Here is a 16,548-nt window from a genome sequence, read left to right as displayed (position 1 = left end):
TTAAAGCATCCGCCGAGAAGAGGCAGCCGCTGCTGTGCTAAGCTCGTCGGCCTTTCGGCCAAGTCGAAGCGTGAACGCATGACCGACCAGCACTCAAACGCTGCCCAAGCCTCTAGTCTGAAGATCTACCTGCGCCTGCTCGGTTACGTAAAGCCCTACATCGGCTACTTCGCGATCAGCATTATCGGCTACGTCATCTTCGCCTCGACTCAGCCGATGCTCGCCGGGATTCTCAAATACTTTGTCGACGGGCTGTCCAACCCCGAAGTCGTGCTCTTCCCTACGGTGCCCTACCTGCGCGATCTGCAACTGCTGCAGGCGGTGCCGCTGCTGATTGTGCTGATCGCTGCCTGGCAGGGGGTGGGGGCCTATCTGGGTAACTACTTCCTGGCCAAGGTTTCGTTGGGGCTGGTGCATGATTTGCGCGTTTCCTTGTTCAACAGCCTGCTGGCGCTGCCCAACCGCTATTTCGATAGTCATAACTCCGGGCATCTGATCTCGCGCATCACCTTCAATGTGACCATGGTCACTAGCGCGGCGACCGATGCGATCAAGGTGGTGATTCGCGAAGGCTTGACGGTGGTTTTCCTGTTTGCCTACCTGTTGTGGATGAATTGGCAGCTGACCCTGGTGATGCTGGCCATCCTGCCGGTGATTGCGCTGATGGTCGGCAGCGCGAGCAAGAAATTTCGCAAGCAAAGCAAGAAGATCCAGGTGGCCATGGGCGATGTCACCCATGTTGCCTCTGAAACCATCCAGGGCTATCGGGTGGTGCGCAGTTTTGGCGGCGAGGGTTACGAGTCCAAGCGGTTTGCTGCCGCCAGTCAGGACAACACCAGCAAGCAATTGCGCATGACCAAGACCGGTGCGGTCTACACCCCTATGTTGCAGCTGGTGATTTACAGTGCCATGGCGGTATTGATGTTCCTGGTGCTGTTGTTGCGCGGCGATGCCACGGCGGGCGATCTAGTGGCTTACATCACCGCCGCCGGCTTGCTGCCCAAGCCGATTCGCCAGCTCTCCGAGGTCAGCGCCAATATCCAGAAAGGCCTGGCTGCTGCCGAAAGCATCTTCGAACAACTCGATGAAGCTCCGGAAGTCGATCATGGCACTGTCGAGCTTGAACGGGTCAGTGGCCGTCTGGAAGTACGCAATCTGAGCTTCCAGTACCCTGGCGCCGAGAAGCCGGTGCTCAGCGATATTTCCTTCAGCGCCGAACCTGGGCAGATGATTGCCCTGGTCGGGCGCTCCGGCAGCGGCAAGTCGACCCTGGCCAGCCTGATTCCGCGCTTCTATCACCATGAGACCGGGCAGATTCTGCTCGACGGAGTGGATGTCGAGGATTACAAGTTGCGCAACCTGCGCCGGCATATCGCGCTGGTGACTCAACAGGTGACCCTGTTCAACGACAGCGTGGCCAATAACATCGCCTACGGCGACTTGGTCGACGCGCCGCGTGAGGCTATCGAGCAGGCGGTCGAGGCGGCCTACGCCAAGGAATTCATCGACAAGCTGGCGCAGGGGCTGGACACCGAGGTCGGCGAGAATGGCGTACTGCTCTCCGGCGGCCAGCGTCAGCGCCTGGCGATTGCCCGGGCCTTGCTCAAGGATGCGCCGATTCTGGTGCTGGATGAGGCGACTTCGGCCCTCGATACCGAATCCGAGCGGCATATCCAGGCTGCCCTGGATCGGGTGATGACGGGGCGTACCACGCTGGTCATCGCGCACCGCCTGTCGACCATCGAGAAAGCTGATCTGATTCTGGTAATGGATCAGGGGCGGATCGTCGAGCGTGGCACCCATGCCAGTCTGCTCGAGCAGAATGGTTTCTATGCGCGCTTGCATGCGCTGGGACTGGATGAAAACGCGCCATTGGATATCGCCTGATAAACTACGCGCTCGCCACTTGAGGCCATCGGAGTTCACATGAAATTGTCCATGCCCCGTTTCGACCAGGCTGCCGTATTGGTGGTCGGTGATGTCATGCTCGACCGCTACTGGCATGGCGGTACCTCGCGGATTTCGCCGGAGGCGCCGGTGCCGGTGGTCAAGGTCGAGCAGATCGAGGACCGTCCGGGCGGTGCCGCCAACGTGGCGTTGAACATCGCTGCCCTCGGTGCCCCGGCAGTTTTGGTTGGCGTGACCGGTGCAGACGAAGCGGCCGAGAGCCTGTGCAATAGCCTGGCGGCCGTGGGAGTGAAAACCCGGTTTCAGCGCATCGCTGCACAGCCGACCATCGTCAAGCTGCGGGTCATGAGCCGGCATCAGCAACTGCTACGCATGGACTTCGAAGAACTGTTCAACACCGATGCCGCCGCATTGGCGGTCGAGGTCGAAGCGCTGCTCGCCGGGGTCAAGGTGCTGGTGTTGTCCGACTACGGCAAAGGCGCGCTGAAGAATCATCAGGTGCTGATCCAGGCGGCGCGGGCCAAGGGCATTGCGGTACTGGCTGACCCCAAGGGCAAGGATTTCTCGATTTATCGTGGTGCTAGCCTGATTACGCCAAACCTCAACGAGTTCGAGACCATCGTCGGCCATTGCGTCGACGAGGCCGAGCTGGTGGCCAAGGGCGCCCGAATGATGCATGACCTGGAGCTGGGCGCGCTGCTGATCACCCGTGGCGAGCACGGCATGACCCTGCTGCGCCCCGGGCATCCCGCGCTGCACCTGCCGGCCCGTGCCCGAGAGGTCTTCGATGTCACCGGTGCCGGCGATACGGTGATCTCGACCCTGGCGGCGTCCCTGGCTGCCGGCGAGGAATTGCCCCAGGCCGTGGCGTTGGCCAACCTGGCCGCCGGTATCGTGGTCGGCAAGCTGGGCACCGCCGCCATCAGTGCGCCGGAACTGCGCCGGGCGATCCAGCGCGAGGCCGGTTCCGAGCGCGGCGTGCTGAGTCCGGATCAGCTGTTGCTGGCGATCGAGGACGCCCGCGCCCATGGCGAGAAGATCGTCTTCACCAACGGTTGTTTCGACATTCTGCACGCCGGCCACGTGGCCTACCTGGAGCAGGCCCGTGCCCAGGGTGACCGCCTGGTGCTGGCGGTCAACGACGACGCCTCGGTCAGTCGCCTGAAAGGCCCCGGCCGACCGATCAATTCGGTGGATCGGCGCATGGCCGTGCTCGCCGGCCTCGGTGCGGTGGATTGGGTGGTGAGCTTCAGCGAAGACACCCCGGAAAATCTGCTGCGCGAGGTCAAGCCGGATGTGCTGGTCAAGGGCGGCGACTATGGCATCGATCAGGTGGTTGGCGCCGACATCGTCAGCGCCTACGGTGGCGATGTGCGCGTACTGGGCCTGGTGGCAAACAGCTCGACCACCGCCATTGTCGAGAAAATTCGTAGCAGCTGATCCGCGAGCATGCCGTTCAGCCCAGTTGGGCGGCATTCAGCTTGAGTGGCGCTGAGGCAGTCGGCGATCGCGGTTTCGCCGAGGGTTTGGCCGGTGCTGCGCAGAGGCTTTGCTGGCTCAACCAGTCCTTCCAACGGATGCGCTCGTCGCGCACCAGCCAGCCATCCTGCGGCGCGAAGCTCTCGGCCAGCCACAGGCCACGGGTGCTGGCGGCTTTCAATACACCTTTTTTGAGCGTCAGCAGTTCGGCGGTCGGCCGGCCTTGTTGCAGCGGTATCAGGTACAGGTCCGGTCGAGTACGGTCGAGGCGGGCAACCAGCTTGCCGTCTTCCAGGCGTTCGTCGACGTGGAACAGGCTGAGCTGCCTGGCCTCTTTGGGCAGCGCCAGGCGTAGGTCATAGACCAGTTGCAACGAAGCTGTGGGCAGATGCACGTAGGCGCGTGGCCGCTCCAACAAGGTCAGGTTGCCGCACTGCACCGGACGTGCCGCGCCGGACAGTGGGCTGAGTTGAAAGTGCAGGGTCTCTCGGTAGCGCAAGGCACCTTGATAGGGCGAGGGCAGCCAGGTTTCGCCGAAGCGGCCACTCAACCAGCCTTCTGGGGTTTCCAGCAGGCACTCTTCGGCGACCTCTTGAATGGCGGTGAGCAGCGGCAGATTGAGTTCGTGGGCGGGCACGTAGCCGGAGATCAGCTTGAGCACCACGTCGCCGCGGTCCAGGCGTCGTTGACGGACCAGTATCCAATACTCCCGGCCTTGCCAGCTCAGGGTCAGGCGGACCGACACGCCCAGGTTGGCCAGCTCAACGGCGAAGCGTTGGCTGTCGCTCACCTCGATCACGCGGCGGCGTTCAAGCATCTCGCTGAAGTTCAGGGGGCGGCCCTGGCTCTGGTAGCGCAGGCCGTCCGCGCTGGCCTCGACGAACAAGGGTAGGGTCTTGAAGGCGCCGGGGTCCTGGCGGCTAAGCGTGCGCGACATATCGGCTCCTGCAGTGCGTTGGGGGCGGCCCGGCAAGGCCGGGTGAGGTATTGCCCTGCCAGGCATAGTCGCAAGGGCTGATGTTTGCTGGCGGGCAGTGCTCGAGCACTTACGCGCAGTGCGTCATGGCGAGTCAGGCAATATCCTGAATGACCGCCGCGGCAGTCGCGACATTATGGGCCAGGTGTTGCGCATTGATGGTGCCGACAATCGCACAGCTCACCGCCGGGTGGGCGAAAATCAGTTCGAAGCTGGCGCGCACCGGATCTTGCCCCGGACCCAGGCAGGCATGCCCGCTGGCCAGGGCTTTCTTGATCAGGATGCCTTTGCCGTGCTGCTCAGCGTAGTCCAGTACCGGCAGTTCGCCCTGTTCCTTGAGGTTGTAGGTGACCATCCCACAGTCGCCTTGCGCGAGTGCCTGCAGGCCGCCTTCGACGGTTTTGCCGGACAGGCCGAAGCCGCGAATCTTGCCTTCGCGCTTGAGCTCGGCGAGGGTCTCGTAGACCCCGCTGTCATGCAGGATAGAGAGATCGTTGCCGTCCGAATGCACCAGCACTAAGTCGATGAAGTCGGTCTCCAGGCGCTTGAGGCTGCGCTCCACCGAGAAGCGCGTGTGGGCTGGAGAGAAGTCGAAACTGGAGTGGCCGTTGACGAATTCTTCGCCGACCTTGCTGACGATCACCCACTGCTGGCGCTGGCCGCGCAACAGCGGACCGAGGCGGCTTTCACTGCTGCCGTAGGCGGGCGCGGTGTCGATCAGATTGATCCCCAGGTCATGGGCCTGGGCGAGCAGCTCAAGTACCGCCGCGTCGCCCGGAATGCTGAAGCCGTTGGGATACTTCACGCCCTGGTCGCGGCCGATCTTCACCGTGCCGAGGCCTAATGGCGAGACCAGCAGCTCGGTCGCACCGAGCGGGCGGTGCAAGTTGTGCAGGGTATGCAAGGCGTGCATTAGAACAATTCCTTCCAGGCTGGGCGCGCTACGGCCGGACGTGGCAGGGCCGGGAGTGGCGCATGGGTGGCGGGTTGGATGCCGTCACGGTCGAGAGCCGCCAGCACGCGGTCAGCGAAATCCGGGGCTAATGCCAGTTTAGTCGGCCAGCCGACCAGCAGTTGACCTTGGTCGGCGAGAAAGGCGTTGTCCGGGCGTACCAGGCCAGACTGCGCCGGCTCGGCTCGGTCGACGCGCAGTGTCGCCCAGCGGGCGCTGGAAAGGTCAAGCCAGGGCAGCAGGGTGCTGATTTCCTGCTGCGCGGCCTGGATCTGCGCGGCTGCGTCGCGGCTTACGCCTGCCGCTTCGGCGAGGTCGCCGCCGAGGTACCAGACCCACTCGCCATCGGCTGCCGGATGAGTGGTGACGGTGACCCGCGGCTTCGGTCCGCCGCCGAGGCAGTGGGCATACAGCGGTTTCAGGGTCGGGCCCTTGACCAGCACCATATGCAGCGGCCGCAGTTGCTGCGCGGGCTGAGTGAGGCCCAGCGCGGCGAGCAGTTCGGCGTTGCCGCGGCCGGCGCTAAGGACGATGCGCTGGGCGCGAATCTCGCGGCCGTCGACGATCAGGCCGACCAGTTGACCCTGCTCGTGCAGCGGCGCGATGGACTCGGCGGCCAGCAGGCCGTCAGCGGCCAGCTCGGCTAGGCGCGCGATCAGGCTGGGTACGTCGAGCACCAGTTCGGCCAGGCGGTAGACCTTGCCCCTGAATTTCGGATGTTGCAGGGCGGGCGGCAGTTGCTCGCCCTTGACCTGGTCGACGCGGCCGCGCACCGCCTTGCTGGCGAAGAAGCTGGTGATATTGCCGGCCAGGCTACCGGGCGACCACAGGTAATGCGCATCGGACAGCAGGCGCACGCCGCTAAGGTCCAGCTCACCGCTGCCAGCCAGCGCTTCGCGCCAGCGTCGCGGCATGTCGGCGATGGCTTCCGAGGCGCCGGTCAGGGCGCCATGCAGGGCGTACTTGGCGCCGCCGTGGATAATGCCTTGCGATTTGACGCTCTGCCCGCCGCCCAGGGTGGCGTTTTCTACCAGCAGGGTGGCAAAGCCCTGGCGGCGCAAGCGCGCATTCAGCCAGAGGCCGGCGATACCTCCGCCGACGATCAGAATGTCAGTGCTCAGAGCCTGGGACATGCGAGGTCCTCATTGGGAATCAGGTCCGCAGTATACCGGCAACTGCTTGTGTCGGGCCTCCAGCCCCAAGCGCCAGCTCAATGGCCGACGCTGTGCGAGAACAATTGAATCACCACGACGCCGCAGACGATCAGGGCCATGCCGAGCATGGCCGGCAGGTCGAGGCGCTGCTGGTAGAGAAACGCGGCGGCAATGCTCACCAGCACGATCCCCAGGCCCGCCCAGACGGCGTAGGCAACGCCGACTGGAATAGTTTTGACCACCAGGCTGAGCATCCAGAAGGAAATGACGTAGCCGACCACTACCAACAGCAGGGGGAGTGGTTTATTGAAGCCGTCCAGGGCCTTCATCGACGTAGTCGCGATGACTTCGGCGGTGATGGCGACAGCGAGATAGAGATAGCCGCTCATGGTGGACCTCCTGTTTGATCTGTCGGCCATTCTAGTCGTTCAGCTGATGGGATAAAGTGATTACCTATCTGGTTTGGAGATTGGTTATGCAGTGGAACCTGGAACAAATCCGCCTGTTCGTCAGCGTGGCCGAGGGCCAGTCGTTTTCTGCCGTGGCCCGGCAGATGAATCGCGCGCAGTCGGCGGTCAGCAATGCGATTGCCCTGTTGGAAGCCGATCTCGGGGTGCTGCTGTTCGAGCGCAGCAGTGGCCGCCAGCCACGCCTGACGGCCGCCGGTGCGTCGCTGCTGGAAGAAGCGCGCGAGGTGCTGCGCCAGTGCGAGCGTCTGGAAGGCCGGGCGCTGGGGCTGGTGCGCGGCGAAGAAGTGCGCCTGCGCCTGGCCCAGGACGAGGCCATGCCCTATCAGCCGGTGCTCGACAGTCTCGAGGCCCTGGCCCAGGCCTTTCCGCTGTTGGAAGTACAACTGGCCAGCGGCGCTCAGGGCGATGTTGCGCGCAAGCTGCTGGAGCGTCGCGCCGACCTCGGTCTGCTGTTTCACCACGAGCAGATGCCTGAAGCCCTGGAGCGCCAGCGGCTGGGCACTATCGAGATGGTCACGGTGTGCGGTGCCGGGCATGCGCTGGCGGGGGCGGGGCATGTCGACCGGCGCGAGTTGGCGCGTCACCGGCAATTGCTGATGGCGCCGCAGGACAGTCACTATCCGGGCGGCGAGCAGCTCAGTCCATGGATTTGGCGTGCTGACAGCTTCTACGTCATGGCCGAGCTGTTGATGCGTAATTTAGGCTGGGCCTGGCTACCACGCCATGTGATGCAGTATCCGACCTATCAGAACCAGCTGGTTGAACTGAGCAGCGACTGGACGCCGCCGCCGCTGGTGGTGGAGTTGGTCTGCCGGCGTGATGAAGCCCTGGGGCCGGCGGCACTCTGGCTGGCCGAGTGTTTCGCCGAGCGGCTGCAAGCCATCGGCTGATTGCTGGCAGCCGCTCTGCTAAGCTGCGCGCCCATGAATAGACACCTCTACACCCTGCTGCTGCATCTCGCTCTGCCCCTGGTCGCCGGGCGTCTGGCCTGGCGCGCGTGGCGCGCACCGGCCTATGTCAAACGCATTGGTGAACGCTTCTCCCTCGGCTTGCCGCCTCTGCAAACCGGCGGCATCTGGCTGCATGCCGTGTCGGTGGGCGAGAGCATTGCCGCCGCGCCGCTGATCCGCCAGCTGCTGGCGCGCTACCCGCAGTTACCGATCACCATTACCTGCATGACGCCGACCGGCTCCGAACGGATTCAGGCCATGTTCGCCGGGCCTGACTTTGCCGGACGCGTGCAGCACTGCTATCTGCCCTATGACTTGCCGTGGGCCGCGGCGCGCTTTCTCGATCGCGCGCAGCCTCGGCTGGCGGTGGTCATGGAGACCGAATTGTGGCCCAACCACATCCACCAATGTGCCCGCCGTGGCATTCCCGTGGCCCTGGCCAATGCGCGGCTATCCGAGCGCTCGGCGCGTGGTTATGCGCGCTTCGCCAAGCTGACCGCGCCCATGCTGGCCGAGTTGAGTCTGATTGCGGTGCAGACCACCGCCGAGGCCGAGCGCTTTCGCAGTTTGGGTGCGCGGCCCGAGTGCGTCGAGGTGACCGGCTCGATCAAGTTCGACCTGACCATCGACCCCGCGTTGCTTGCACGCGCCGCCGAGTTGCGCGAGCAGTGGGACGCGGTGCGGCGGCCGGTGTGGATTGCCGCCAGCACCCATGCTGGTGAGGATGAAATCGTCCTGGCGGCGCACCGCGTACTACTCGAACAATGGCCCGAGGCGTTGTTGATTCTGGTGCCGCGACACCCGGAACGCTTTGCCGCGGTGTACGAGCTGTGCCAGCGCCAAGGCTTCGCCACGCGCCAGCGCTCCAGTGGCAAGGCGGTGGTGGCGGGCGACCAGGTGTTGCTCGGCGATACCATGGGCGAGCTGTTGTTTCTCTATGCCCTGGCCGATCTGGCTTTCGTCGGTGGCAGCCTGGTGGGCAATGGTGGGCATAACCTGCTGGAACCGGCGGCGCTGGGCAAGCCAGTACTCAGCGGTCCGCACCTGTTCAATTTTCTCGAGATCGCCGCGCAGTTGCGTGAGGCCGGCGCGTTGCTCGAGGTAGCGGATGCCGAGGGTCTGGCGCACCGGGTCGATCAGCTTTGGCGCGAGCCTGCCATGGCGCAGACAATGCGCGAGGCGGGCCAGACAGTAATGCAGGCCAACCAGGGCGCGCTGGCGCGTTTGCTGGATGGGCTGGGGTGCTTGTTAAAGGATAAGCCGTAGGCGGTGTAGGAGCGGGCCATGCCCGCGAAACCTCAAGCGCGGGCATGGCCCGCTCCTACATCCAATGGGTGCATAGGCGCGTAGCCCAGATGTAGTCCGGGTCGCTACCATCCCGGATTGCGTCAAGGCTTACTCGGGCTACGGGCGAGGTGTCGCCCGAACATCGATCACGCATAAAAAAACCGGCCTTGGCCGGTTTTTTTATGCAGGCAACTCAGTAGTCCAGGTTACCGCGCAACTGCGCTTCGGCGGCCTTGGCCAGGTCCGGTGGCAGGAAGTCCTGGTCTGGGTCGTAGTCTGACTTGAGGTATTGCTCGAGGGCTTCCAGGTCGGCCGGGCTCAGGGTGCCGGCGGCCTGCTTGAGACGCAGATTGTTGAGAATGTAGTCGTAGCGCGCGTCGTTATAGGTGCGCACCGAGCTGTACAGCTGGCGCTGCGAGTCGAGCACGTCGACGATGTTGCGGGTGCCGACCTGATAGCCGATTTCCGTGGCTTCCAGGGCGCTCTGGTTGGAGATGATCGACTGTTTGCGCGCCTGCACGGTTTCCACGTCGGTGTTCACCGCGCGGTGCAGGTTGCGGGTGCTTTGCACCACCTGCCGGCGCAGGCTTTCGCGCAGCTGCTCGCTCTGGGTCAGGCGCTGGTAGGCCTCGCGCACCTGGGAGCTGGTCAGGCCGCCGCTATAGAGGGGGATATTCAGTTGCAGGCCGATCGAGCGCTGTTCGGCGTCGCTGCTGAAGCGCGGCTGACCGAGTGCTCCCGAGTTAGTGAAGCCGAGGCTGTCGTTATCGCCTCTCTGGTAGCTGGCTACCGCGTCCAGGGTCGGCGCATGCCCGGACTTGCGCTGGCGCAGGGTTTCTTCGGCGGCGTTGACCGCGTAATTGCTGGCTTGCAGGTTGAGATTCTGCGCGGCGGCGGTATCGACCCAGGCCTTGGCGTCGTTCGGCGTCGGCGCCAGGATCGGCAGGCTATGTTCGATCCCTTCAAGAGCTACATATTCGCGGTTGGTCAGGGTGATCAGCGCCTGGAAGGCATCTTCGACCTGGCGCTGGGCGATGATCCGGTTGGCCCGTGCCGTATCGAAGCCGGCCTGGGCCTCGAGCACGTCGGTCTTGTCCGACAGACCGACGTCGAAGCGTTCGTTGGCCTGGTCGAGTTGGCGTTTGAAGGCGGCCTCTTCGGCCTTGGTCGAGGCCAGGGTGTCCTGGGCGCGCAGTACCGCGAAGTAGGTTTCCGCACTCTGCAGGATCAGGTTCTGTTCGATCGCGGACAGTTCCAGCGCGGCCTGCTCGCTGCTGGCTTCGGCGGCCTGCAGTTGGAACCAGCGGTCGGCGCGGAACAGCGGCTGGCTGAGGTTGGCTTGGTAGACCGTGCCGCTGCGTGAAAGTGATTGCGAGCCGCTCGACGTGTCGACATCTGTCTGGGTGTCGCTCAGGTTGGCACCGACCGAGAGGTTCGGCAGCAAGCCGGAACGCGCCTGTGGCACCACTTCGCGACGGGCCTGATAGTCGGCGCGGGCGGCCGCCAGGTCGGCGTTGTTGTTGGCGGCTTCCTGATAGACCGTGACGAGGTTCGTTTTGGTCGATAGCGGGGCCTGTTCGGCCCAGGCCATGCCAACGGAAGCAGCAGCCACAGCAAGAGTCAGGGAGAGTCTGCGCAACATGGGGGGAGATCCTGAATTTGGCGGTAATCGGCAAGGCTAAGGGGCGCTGCCAAGGGGGTCAAGGCATGCTTAATGTGCCTGAGTGTAGTTTGCAACAAGCTATGTTGCCTGTGCGCAACAATCGGCTTGGCTGGGATGGCGTCGTCACTATCCGACGCGTGGGTCAGGCTTTTTTGACTCCCCGGTTGGTTTTATTGCGGAGTCTTGATTAGACTGGCCAGGTTCTTGTCGGGGTGCCCCATATGTGGGCTGAGATTGGCAGCTGCCGGATCCCGTTGAACCTGATCAGGTTAAGACCTGCGTAGGGAACAAGATGGCCTCGTCACCCCCTCGGCGAGTGCTCTCGGCACCACTAGCGGTGCACTCCGTACGCTCATCTGCCCCAGGTTCGCTCCGACATTTCGTCCCAGGAGAGCACCAGCCGATGAGCACACAAGAAAAAAACCTCAACACCACGAATCTGAGCGATTCCGCCCAGGTCGACCAGCAGTCGATCCAGCCGTTTCCGCGTTCGCAGAAAATTTACGTGCAAGGCTCGCGTGCGGACATCCGCGTACCGATGCGCGAGATCAGTCTCGACATCACCCCGACCGAGTACGGTGGCGAGATCAATGCGCCGGTGCTGGTCTATGACACCTCCGGCCCTTACACCGACCCGAGCGTGACCATCGATGTGCGCCAGGGCCTGGGCGACGTCCGTTCGGCCTGGATTGACGACCGCGGCGATACCGAAATGCTCGACGGCCTGTCCTCGCACTTCGGCCAGGAACGCCTGGTCAATCCCGAGCTGACCAAGATGCGCTTCGCCCATGTGCGCAACCCGCGCCGGGCCAAAGCCGGCAACAACGTCAGCCAGATGCACTACGCGCGCCAGGGCATCATCACCCCGGAGATGGAATACGTCGCTATCCGCGAGAACCTCAAACTGGAGGAAGCCCGCGCCGCCGGTCTGCTCGATCAGCAGCACGCCGGCCACAGCTTCGGCGCTTCTGTGCCGAAGGAGATCAGCGCCGAATTCGTCCGCGAGGAAATCGCCCGCGGCCGGGCGATCATCCCCGCCAACATCAATCACACCGAGTTGGAGCCGATGATCATCGGCCGCAACTTCCTGGTGAAGATCAACGGCAACATCGGCAACTCGGCGCTGGGTTCCTCCATCGAAGAAGAAGTGGCCAAGCTGACCTGGGGTATCCGCTGGGGTTCCGATACCGTGATGGACCTGTCCACCGGCAAGCACATCCACGAAACCCGCGAGTGGATCATCCGTAACTCGCCGGTGCCGATCGGCACCGTGCCGATCTACCAGGCGCTGGAGAAGGTCAACGGCGTGGCCGAAGACCTGACCTGGGAGCTGTTCCGCGACACCCTGATCGAGCAGGCCGAGCAGGGCGTCGACTACTTCACCATCCACGCCGGCGTGCTGTTGCGCTATGTGCCGCTGACCGCCAAGCGCGTGACCGGTATCGTCAGCCGCGGCGGCTCGATCATGGCCAAGTGGTGCCTGGCGCATCACCAGGAAAACTTCCTCTACACCCATTTCGAAGACATCTGCCAGATCATGAAGGCCTACGACGTCAGCTTCTCGCTGGGCGACGGCCTGCGTCCGGGTTCGATTGCCGATGCCAACGACGCGGCGCAGTTCGGCGAGCTGGAAACCCTCGGCGAGCTGACCAAGATCGCCTGGAAGCACGACGTGCAGTGCATGATCGAAGGTCCCGGCCACGTGCCGATGCAACTGATCAAGGAGAACATGGACAAGCAGCTGGAGTGCTGCGACGAGGCGCCGTTCTACACCCTCGGCCCGCTGACCACCGACATCGCGCCGGGCTACGACCACATCACCAGCGGCATCGGTGCGGCGATGATCGGCTGGTTCGGCTGCGCCATGCTCTGCTACGTCACGCCCAAGGAACACCTGGGCCTGCCGAACAAGGATGACGTCAAGACCGGCATCATCACCTATAAGATCGCCGCCCACGCCGCCGACCTGGCCAAGGGTCATCCGGGTGCACAGATCCGCGACAACGCCTTGAGCAAGGCGCGTTTCGAGTTTCGCTGGGAAGACCAGTTCAACCTCGGCCTGGACCCGGACACCGCGCGCAGCTACCACGACGAAACCCTGCCGAAAGATTCGGGCAAGGTCGCGCATTTCTGCTCCATGTGCGGGCCGAAGTTCTGCTCGATGAAGATCACCCAGGAAGTGCGCGACTACGCCAAGCTCAATGGTCTGACCGACGAGCAGAAGGCCATTGAGGCGGGCTTCAAGGAGCAGTCCGGGCGCTTCAAGGACGAAGGCTCGGTGATCTACAAACAGGTCTGACGGCATGACCCTACGCCAGGAGCAAGCAGGCTCCTGGCGTTCCCTCTTCAGTTCTTTGAGACCTTCCCCATAGTGAGCACCCCAAGTAGTTACTCACCGCATGTGCCGGTGTCGATTGGCCAGCGTGTGTTTGGCGCGCGCGACATGTTTTCCCTGTGGTTTTCCTTAGGGATCGGCCTGATGGTGCTGCAGCTTGGCGCCTTGCTGGCGCCGGGCCTGGGCCTGAGCGGCGCCTTGCTGGCGATTGCCTGTGGCACCGCCGTCGGCGTGTTGCTGTTGGGTTCGGTCGCGGTGATCGGCAGTGATACCGGGCTGTCGTCCATGGCGGCGCTGAAACTCAGCCTGGGCAGCAAGGGGGCCGTGGTGCCGGCCTTGCTCAACCTGTTGCAACTGGTCGGTTGGGGCGCATTCGAGATCATCGTCATGCGCGATGCCGCCAGCGTGTTGGCGGTGCGGGCCTTCGGCGAGGGCAGCCTATGGAACAGTCCGGGCCTGTGGACCCTGTTGTTTGGCGCCCTGGCGACCCTGCTGGCGGTGGCCGGCCCGCTGACCTTCGTGCGCCGGATCCTGCGCAAATGGGGGATCTGGTTGCTGCTCGGCGCCTGCCTCTGGTTGACCTGGAACCTGTTCGACAAGGCCGACCTCGCGGCGTTGTGGGCGCGCAGTGGTGATGGCTCAATGCCGTTCGCCCTGGGCTTCGATATTGCGATTGCCATGCCGCTGTCCTGGCTGCCGCTGATTGCCGACTACTCGCGCTTTGGCAAGGCGGCCGGCCGGGTGTTCGGTGGCACCGCGCTGGGCTTCTTCGTCGGCAACTTCTGGTTGATGAGCCTGGGCGTGGCCTACACCCTGGCCTTTGCCGACAGCGGCGAAGTCAACGCCTTGCTGCTGGCCCTGGCGGGCGCCGGGTTGGGCATTCCGCTGCTGCTGATCTTGCTCGACGAGTCGGAGAACGCTTTTGCCGACATCCATTCGGCGGCGGTTTCCGTCGGTATTCTGCTGCCATTCAAGGTCGAGCTACTGGCGTTGCTGATTGGCGCGTTGTGCACCCTGATCGCCTGGTTCGCGCCGCTGGCCGAGTACCAGAACTTCCTGTTGCTGATCGGCTCGGTGTTCGCCCCGCTGTTCGGCGTGGTGCTGGTCGACCACTTCATCCTGCGTCGCCGTCGTGCCGAGCTGGCGCCGCGCGTGGCGCTGCGTTGGGACACCCTGCTGGCCTGGGCTTGCGGTGCGACCATCTATCATGTGCTGGCGAATTTCTGGCCCGATATCGGTGCGACCCTGCCGGCCTTGTTGCTGGCCGGTGTTCTGCAGTTCGCCTTCGCTTCCTTCAGTCGTGATCGGGAAAGTATTGCGCTTTGAGGATTCCCTTGAGTTGGCTATAGGGGATCGTCAGCTGCGGATGCCCGCTGGAGTAGGGCGCAATGCTGTAGACGTTGTATTTCAGCAGCAGTGCGGCTTGACCGAGGGCGACGTTTTCGCTGCGCTCGAACGGCCAGTTGCTGATGTACTCGGGGTCCTGATCCAGCTGGTTGGCGGTCAGCCAGCGCTGGTGGGCTTGGCCGGCGAGGTCCCAGAATGCGGCCGTCTGCCCGGGCAGTAGCATGTCCTGCAGGCCCAGGGCCTTTTTCAGCGTGCGGTCGTAGTTGATGAAGCCGCGTCCCGGCATGCCGTGCGCCCCGCCCGTGGACAGGTAGCTGGAAAATTCGATGATCACCAGTTGGTCATGTTGTTCGCGCACCTTGGCCTGCAGGTAGGTGTTCCAGCCGCGCTTGGCACTGTGCAGGAAGTCCTTTTCGTAGGACTGCAGCGAGGCGGGCAGAGGCGCGTCCGGCGAATCATTGGTCATCTGCAGCAGGCGCTGTTCAATCAGTTCGCTGAGCGGCGTTTCGTCGGGAAATATCAGCGTGTCGATATTCACCAGTGGGCAGGCGTTGCCCTGGCAGCCAGGCTGAATACTCTCCCAGGCGACACGTTGCACCGCTAGCGCGCCATCGCCTGAAGGCAGGCTTTGGCAGGCGCTTAGCAAGAGGCCAAGACTGATTGTGACGAGCTTTTTACGTGCAAACATTGAGTTCAGCGCCAGACGGGGAGAGGTAGGGGTCGCGGGGTTGGACTACCGGCTATCCCAGTGGTTCGCCAGGGTAGTCAGTCGCAGCAGCACTGCACAATCCCCGTCAGCGCCTAATATGCAAAGAGGCTGCGCAAGGCTGGATGCCGGGGTAGGATGCGCGAAAGCCAAGATTATCGGATTGAGAGAGACGTGGATGACCGACACCTTCAAACCTGGCCCGGATGCCGTGCAGATCATTGAGCGAGAAGCCTGTTTTCGCGGGTTTTATAGCCTCGATCGCCTGCGTCTGCGCCATCTGCAGTTTTCTGGCGAAATGGGGCCGACGCTCAGCCGCGAGCTGTTTATCCGGCACGATGCCGTATGCGTGCTGCCCTATGACCCGCAGCGCGATGAAGTGGTACTAATCGAGCAGTTCCGCGTTGGCGCCATGGGCAAGTCCGCCAGCCCCTGGCTGCTGGAACTGGTCGCCGGGCTGATCGATACCGACGAGCAGCCGGAAGAAGTGGCGCTACGTGAGGCGGTGGAGGAGGCCAACCTGGCGCTGACCGCACTGTGGCCGATTACCGAATATTTTCCTTCGCCCGGTGGTTCTGACGAGCGGGTGTACCTGTATCTCGGCCGCTGCAATAGTCTGGGTGCCGGGGGCGTGCATGGTCTGGCCGAAGAAGGAGAGGACATTCGGGTGCATGTCCTGTCGCTGGAAGATGCCCTGGATGCGGTCAAGGACGGGCGGATCAACAATGCGGCGAGCATCATCGCCTTGCAATGGCTGGCGCTGAACCGCGCCGAGGTTAGGGGGTTATGGTCGTGAATCTGTTGCGTGACCGCTATCGGGTTGACTTGATCGAGTTGCAGGCGGCCTGTGAAGTCAACTACGCACGCCTGATGCGCCTGCTGCCGGACATGCGCGAGGCATCATGCGCGCGGCGGGTTGCCCTGACTCAGGGCGAGCAGCTGCTCGGTGTGCTGGCTCTGGAAGTACTGGAAACCTGTCCCTACACCTCGACCGTGCGGGTGTGCCAAGAACACAGCCTGCCCTGGTTGCCGGTGCCGCAACTGGACGTGCGGGTGTACCACGATGCACGCATGGCCGAGGTGATCGGTGCACAAAGCGCCCGGCGTTTTCGCAGCATCTACCCTTATCCAAATGCCGCCATGCATCAGCCGGATGAAAAGTCCCAGCTCAACCTGTTTCTCGGTGAATGGCTGAGTCATTGCCTGGCCTGTGGCCATGAACTGGAACCTGTGGTTTAAAACGGCGACAAGCACTAAGCCGCAGGCTTCAACAATAAGCCTGATTGCGACACCCTCCTGCCTGGCTTCGCCTTGTCGCTGC

General features: G+C 63.4%; 14 protein-coding genes and 1 riboswitch. Of the genes, 8 read left to right on the top strand and 6 right to left on the bottom strand.

Annotation, left to right across the window (positions count from 1 at the left end; translation table 11 throughout):
* Positions 1–78 precede the first annotated feature (78 nt).
* Both msbA and hldE read left to right on the top strand, forming a co-directional pair.
* A complete protein-coding gene (gene msbA / locus VCJ09_RS20980) occupies positions 79–1,887 on the top strand; it encodes a lipid A export permease/ATP-binding protein MsbA (protein WP_324731970.1) in 1,809 nt (602 codons plus the stop codon).
* A 39-nt stretch (positions 1,888–1,926) separates the two neighbouring features.
* Entirely contained in the window at positions 1,927–3,348 is a 1,422-nt protein-coding gene (gene hldE / locus VCJ09_RS20975) for a bifunctional D-glycero-beta-D-manno-heptose-7-phosphate kinase/D-glycero-beta-D-manno-heptose 1-phosphate adenylyltransferase HldE (protein ID WP_324731969.1), read from the top strand.
* Positions 3,349–3,364: 16 nt separating this feature from the next.
* Here the strand turns inward: hldE and VCJ09_RS20970 are convergent, their stop codons facing one another.
* From VCJ09_RS20970 to VCJ09_RS20955, 4 genes are all read right to left on the bottom strand, one after another.
* Positions 3,365–4,324, bottom strand: coding sequence for a metal ABC transporter ATPase (locus VCJ09_RS20970; RefSeq protein WP_324731968.1), 960 nt, complete (start codon positions 4,322–4,324; stop codon positions 3,365–3,367).
* A gap of 133 nt (positions 4,325–4,457) precedes the next feature.
* Positions 4,458–5,276: an aldo/keto reductase gene (locus VCJ09_RS20965; RefSeq protein WP_324731967.1), complete on the bottom strand. Its 819-nt coding sequence runs from the start codon at positions 5,274–5,276 to the stop codon at positions 4,458–4,460.
* The gene (locus VCJ09_RS20960) at positions 5,276–6,448 is read right to left on the bottom strand and encodes an FAD-dependent oxidoreductase (protein ID WP_324731966.1); all 1,173 of its coding nucleotides are present in this window, start codon (positions 6,446–6,448) and stop codon (positions 5,276–5,278) included. Before VCJ09_RS20960 ends, VCJ09_RS20965 begins: the two co-directional genes overlap by 1 nt.
* A gap of 77 nt (positions 6,449–6,525) precedes the next feature.
* Complete coding sequence (locus VCJ09_RS20955) at positions 6,526–6,858, bottom strand: DMT family transporter (RefSeq protein WP_079203358.1); 333 nt, start codon at positions 6,856–6,858, stop codon at positions 6,526–6,528.
* A gap of 86 nt (positions 6,859–6,944) precedes the next feature.
* On the opposite strand from VCJ09_RS20955, the gene VCJ09_RS20950 reads away from it, so the two are divergent.
* Complete coding sequence (locus VCJ09_RS20950) at positions 6,945–7,829, top strand: LysR family transcriptional regulator (protein WP_324731965.1); 885 nt, start codon at positions 6,945–6,947, stop codon at positions 7,827–7,829.
* A 33-nt stretch (positions 7,830–7,862) separates the two neighbouring features.
* Positions 7,863–9,155, top strand: coding sequence for a lipid IV(A) 3-deoxy-D-manno-octulosonic acid transferase (waaA, locus tag VCJ09_RS20945; protein ID WP_324731964.1), 1,293 nt, complete (start codon positions 7,863–7,865; stop codon positions 9,153–9,155).
* 214 nt (positions 9,156–9,369) lie between these two features.
* Here waaA and VCJ09_RS20940 read toward each other — a convergent pair whose 3' ends face one another.
* Positions 9,370–10,818, bottom strand: a complete 1,449-nt coding sequence (locus tag VCJ09_RS20940) for a TolC family outer membrane protein (protein WP_324731963.1) — start codon at positions 10,816–10,818, stop codon at positions 9,370–9,372.
* A gap of 219 nt (positions 10,819–11,037) precedes the next feature.
* A riboswitch (TPP riboswitch) is annotated at positions 11,038–11,143 on the top strand.
* 99 nt (positions 11,144–11,242) lie between these two features.
* Between VCJ09_RS20940 and thiC the strand changes: the two genes are divergently transcribed.
* Together thiC and cytX are read left to right on the top strand one after the other, a co-directional pair.
* On the top strand, positions 11,243–13,138 hold the full coding sequence (gene thiC, locus VCJ09_RS20935) for a phosphomethylpyrimidine synthase ThiC (protein WP_324731962.1): 1,896 nt from the start codon (positions 11,243–11,245) through the stop codon (positions 13,136–13,138).
* Between the two features lie 72 nt (positions 13,139–13,210).
* On the top strand, positions 13,211–14,500 hold the full coding sequence (gene cytX / locus VCJ09_RS20930) for a putative hydroxymethylpyrimidine transporter CytX (protein WP_407692990.1): 1,290 nt from the start codon (positions 13,211–13,213) through the stop codon (positions 14,498–14,500).
* Here the strand turns inward: cytX and VCJ09_RS20925 are convergent.
* Positions 14,469–15,209 (bottom strand): RsiV family protein, encoded by a 741-nt coding sequence (locus VCJ09_RS20925; protein ID WP_324731961.1) that lies wholly within the window; start codon positions 15,207–15,209, stop codon positions 14,469–14,471. The two genes, cytX and VCJ09_RS20925, sit on opposite strands and share 32 nt — an antisense overlap.
* Before the next feature lie 196 nt (positions 15,210–15,405).
* Here VCJ09_RS20925 and VCJ09_RS20920 point away from each other — a divergent pair, with 196 nt between their 5' ends.
* Positions 15,406–16,023 (top strand): NUDIX domain-containing protein, encoded by a 618-nt coding sequence (locus VCJ09_RS20920; RefSeq protein ID WP_324731960.1) that lies wholly within the window; start codon positions 15,406–15,408, stop codon positions 16,021–16,023.
* On the top strand, positions 16,014–16,466 hold the full coding sequence (locus tag VCJ09_RS20915; protein WP_079203350.1) for a DUF1249 domain-containing protein: 453 nt from the start codon (positions 16,014–16,016) through the stop codon (positions 16,464–16,466). Before VCJ09_RS20920 ends, VCJ09_RS20915 begins: the two co-directional genes overlap by 10 nt.
* Positions 16,467–16,548: the final 82 nt, after the last annotated feature.

This window comes from Pseudomonas paeninsulae, assembly GCF_035621475.1.
Lineage (GTDB): Bacteria > Pseudomonadota > Gammaproteobacteria > Pseudomonadales > Pseudomonadaceae > Aquipseudomonas > Aquipseudomonas paeninsulae.
The sequence above is the reverse complement of the archived record's forward strand: the minus strand, read 5'-3'. Positions and strand labels throughout refer to the sequence as shown.

Coding starts and splice junctions, on each gene's coding strand:
- msbA (WP_324731970.1), top strand. CDS start 79: ATGACCGACCAGCACTCAAACGCTGCCCAAGCCTCTAGTCTGAAGATC.
- hldE (WP_324731969.1), top strand. CDS start 1,927: ATGAAATTGTCCATGCCCCGTTTCGACCAGGCTGCCGTATTGGTGGTC.
- VCJ09_RS20970 (WP_324731968.1), bottom strand. CDS start 4,324: ATGTCGCGCACGCTTAGCCGCCAGGACCCCGGCGCCTTCAAGACCCTA.
- VCJ09_RS20965 (WP_324731967.1), bottom strand. CDS start 5,276: ATGCACGCCTTGCATACCCTGCACAACTTGCACCGCCCGCTCGGTGCG.
- VCJ09_RS20960 (WP_324731966.1), bottom strand. CDS start 6,448: ATGTCCCAGGCTCTGAGCACTGACATTCTGATCGTCGGCGGAGGTATC.
- VCJ09_RS20955 (WP_079203358.1), bottom strand. CDS start 6,858: ATGAGCGGCTATCTCTATCTCGCTGTCGCCATCACCGCCGAAGTCATC.
- VCJ09_RS20950 (WP_324731965.1), top strand. CDS start 6,945: ATGCAGTGGAACCTGGAACAAATCCGCCTGTTCGTCAGCGTGGCCGAG.
- waaA (WP_324731964.1), top strand. CDS start 7,863: ATGAATAGACACCTCTACACCCTGCTGCTGCATCTCGCTCTGCCCCTG.
- VCJ09_RS20940 (WP_324731963.1), bottom strand. CDS start 10,818: ATGTTGCGCAGACTCTCCCTGACTCTTGCTGTGGCTGCTGCTTCCGTT.
- thiC (WP_324731962.1), top strand. CDS start 11,243: ATGAGCACACAAGAAAAAAACCTCAACACCACGAATCTGAGCGATTCC.
- VCJ09_RS20925 (WP_324731961.1), bottom strand. CDS start 15,209: ATGTTTGCACGTAAAAAGCTCGTCACAATCAGTCTTGGCCTCTTGCTA.
- VCJ09_RS20920 (WP_324731960.1), top strand. CDS start 15,406: ATGACCGACACCTTCAAACCTGGCCCGGATGCCGTGCAGATCATTGAG.
- VCJ09_RS20915 (WP_079203350.1), top strand. CDS start 16,014: ATGGTCGTGAATCTGTTGCGTGACCGCTATCGGGTTGACTTGATCGAG.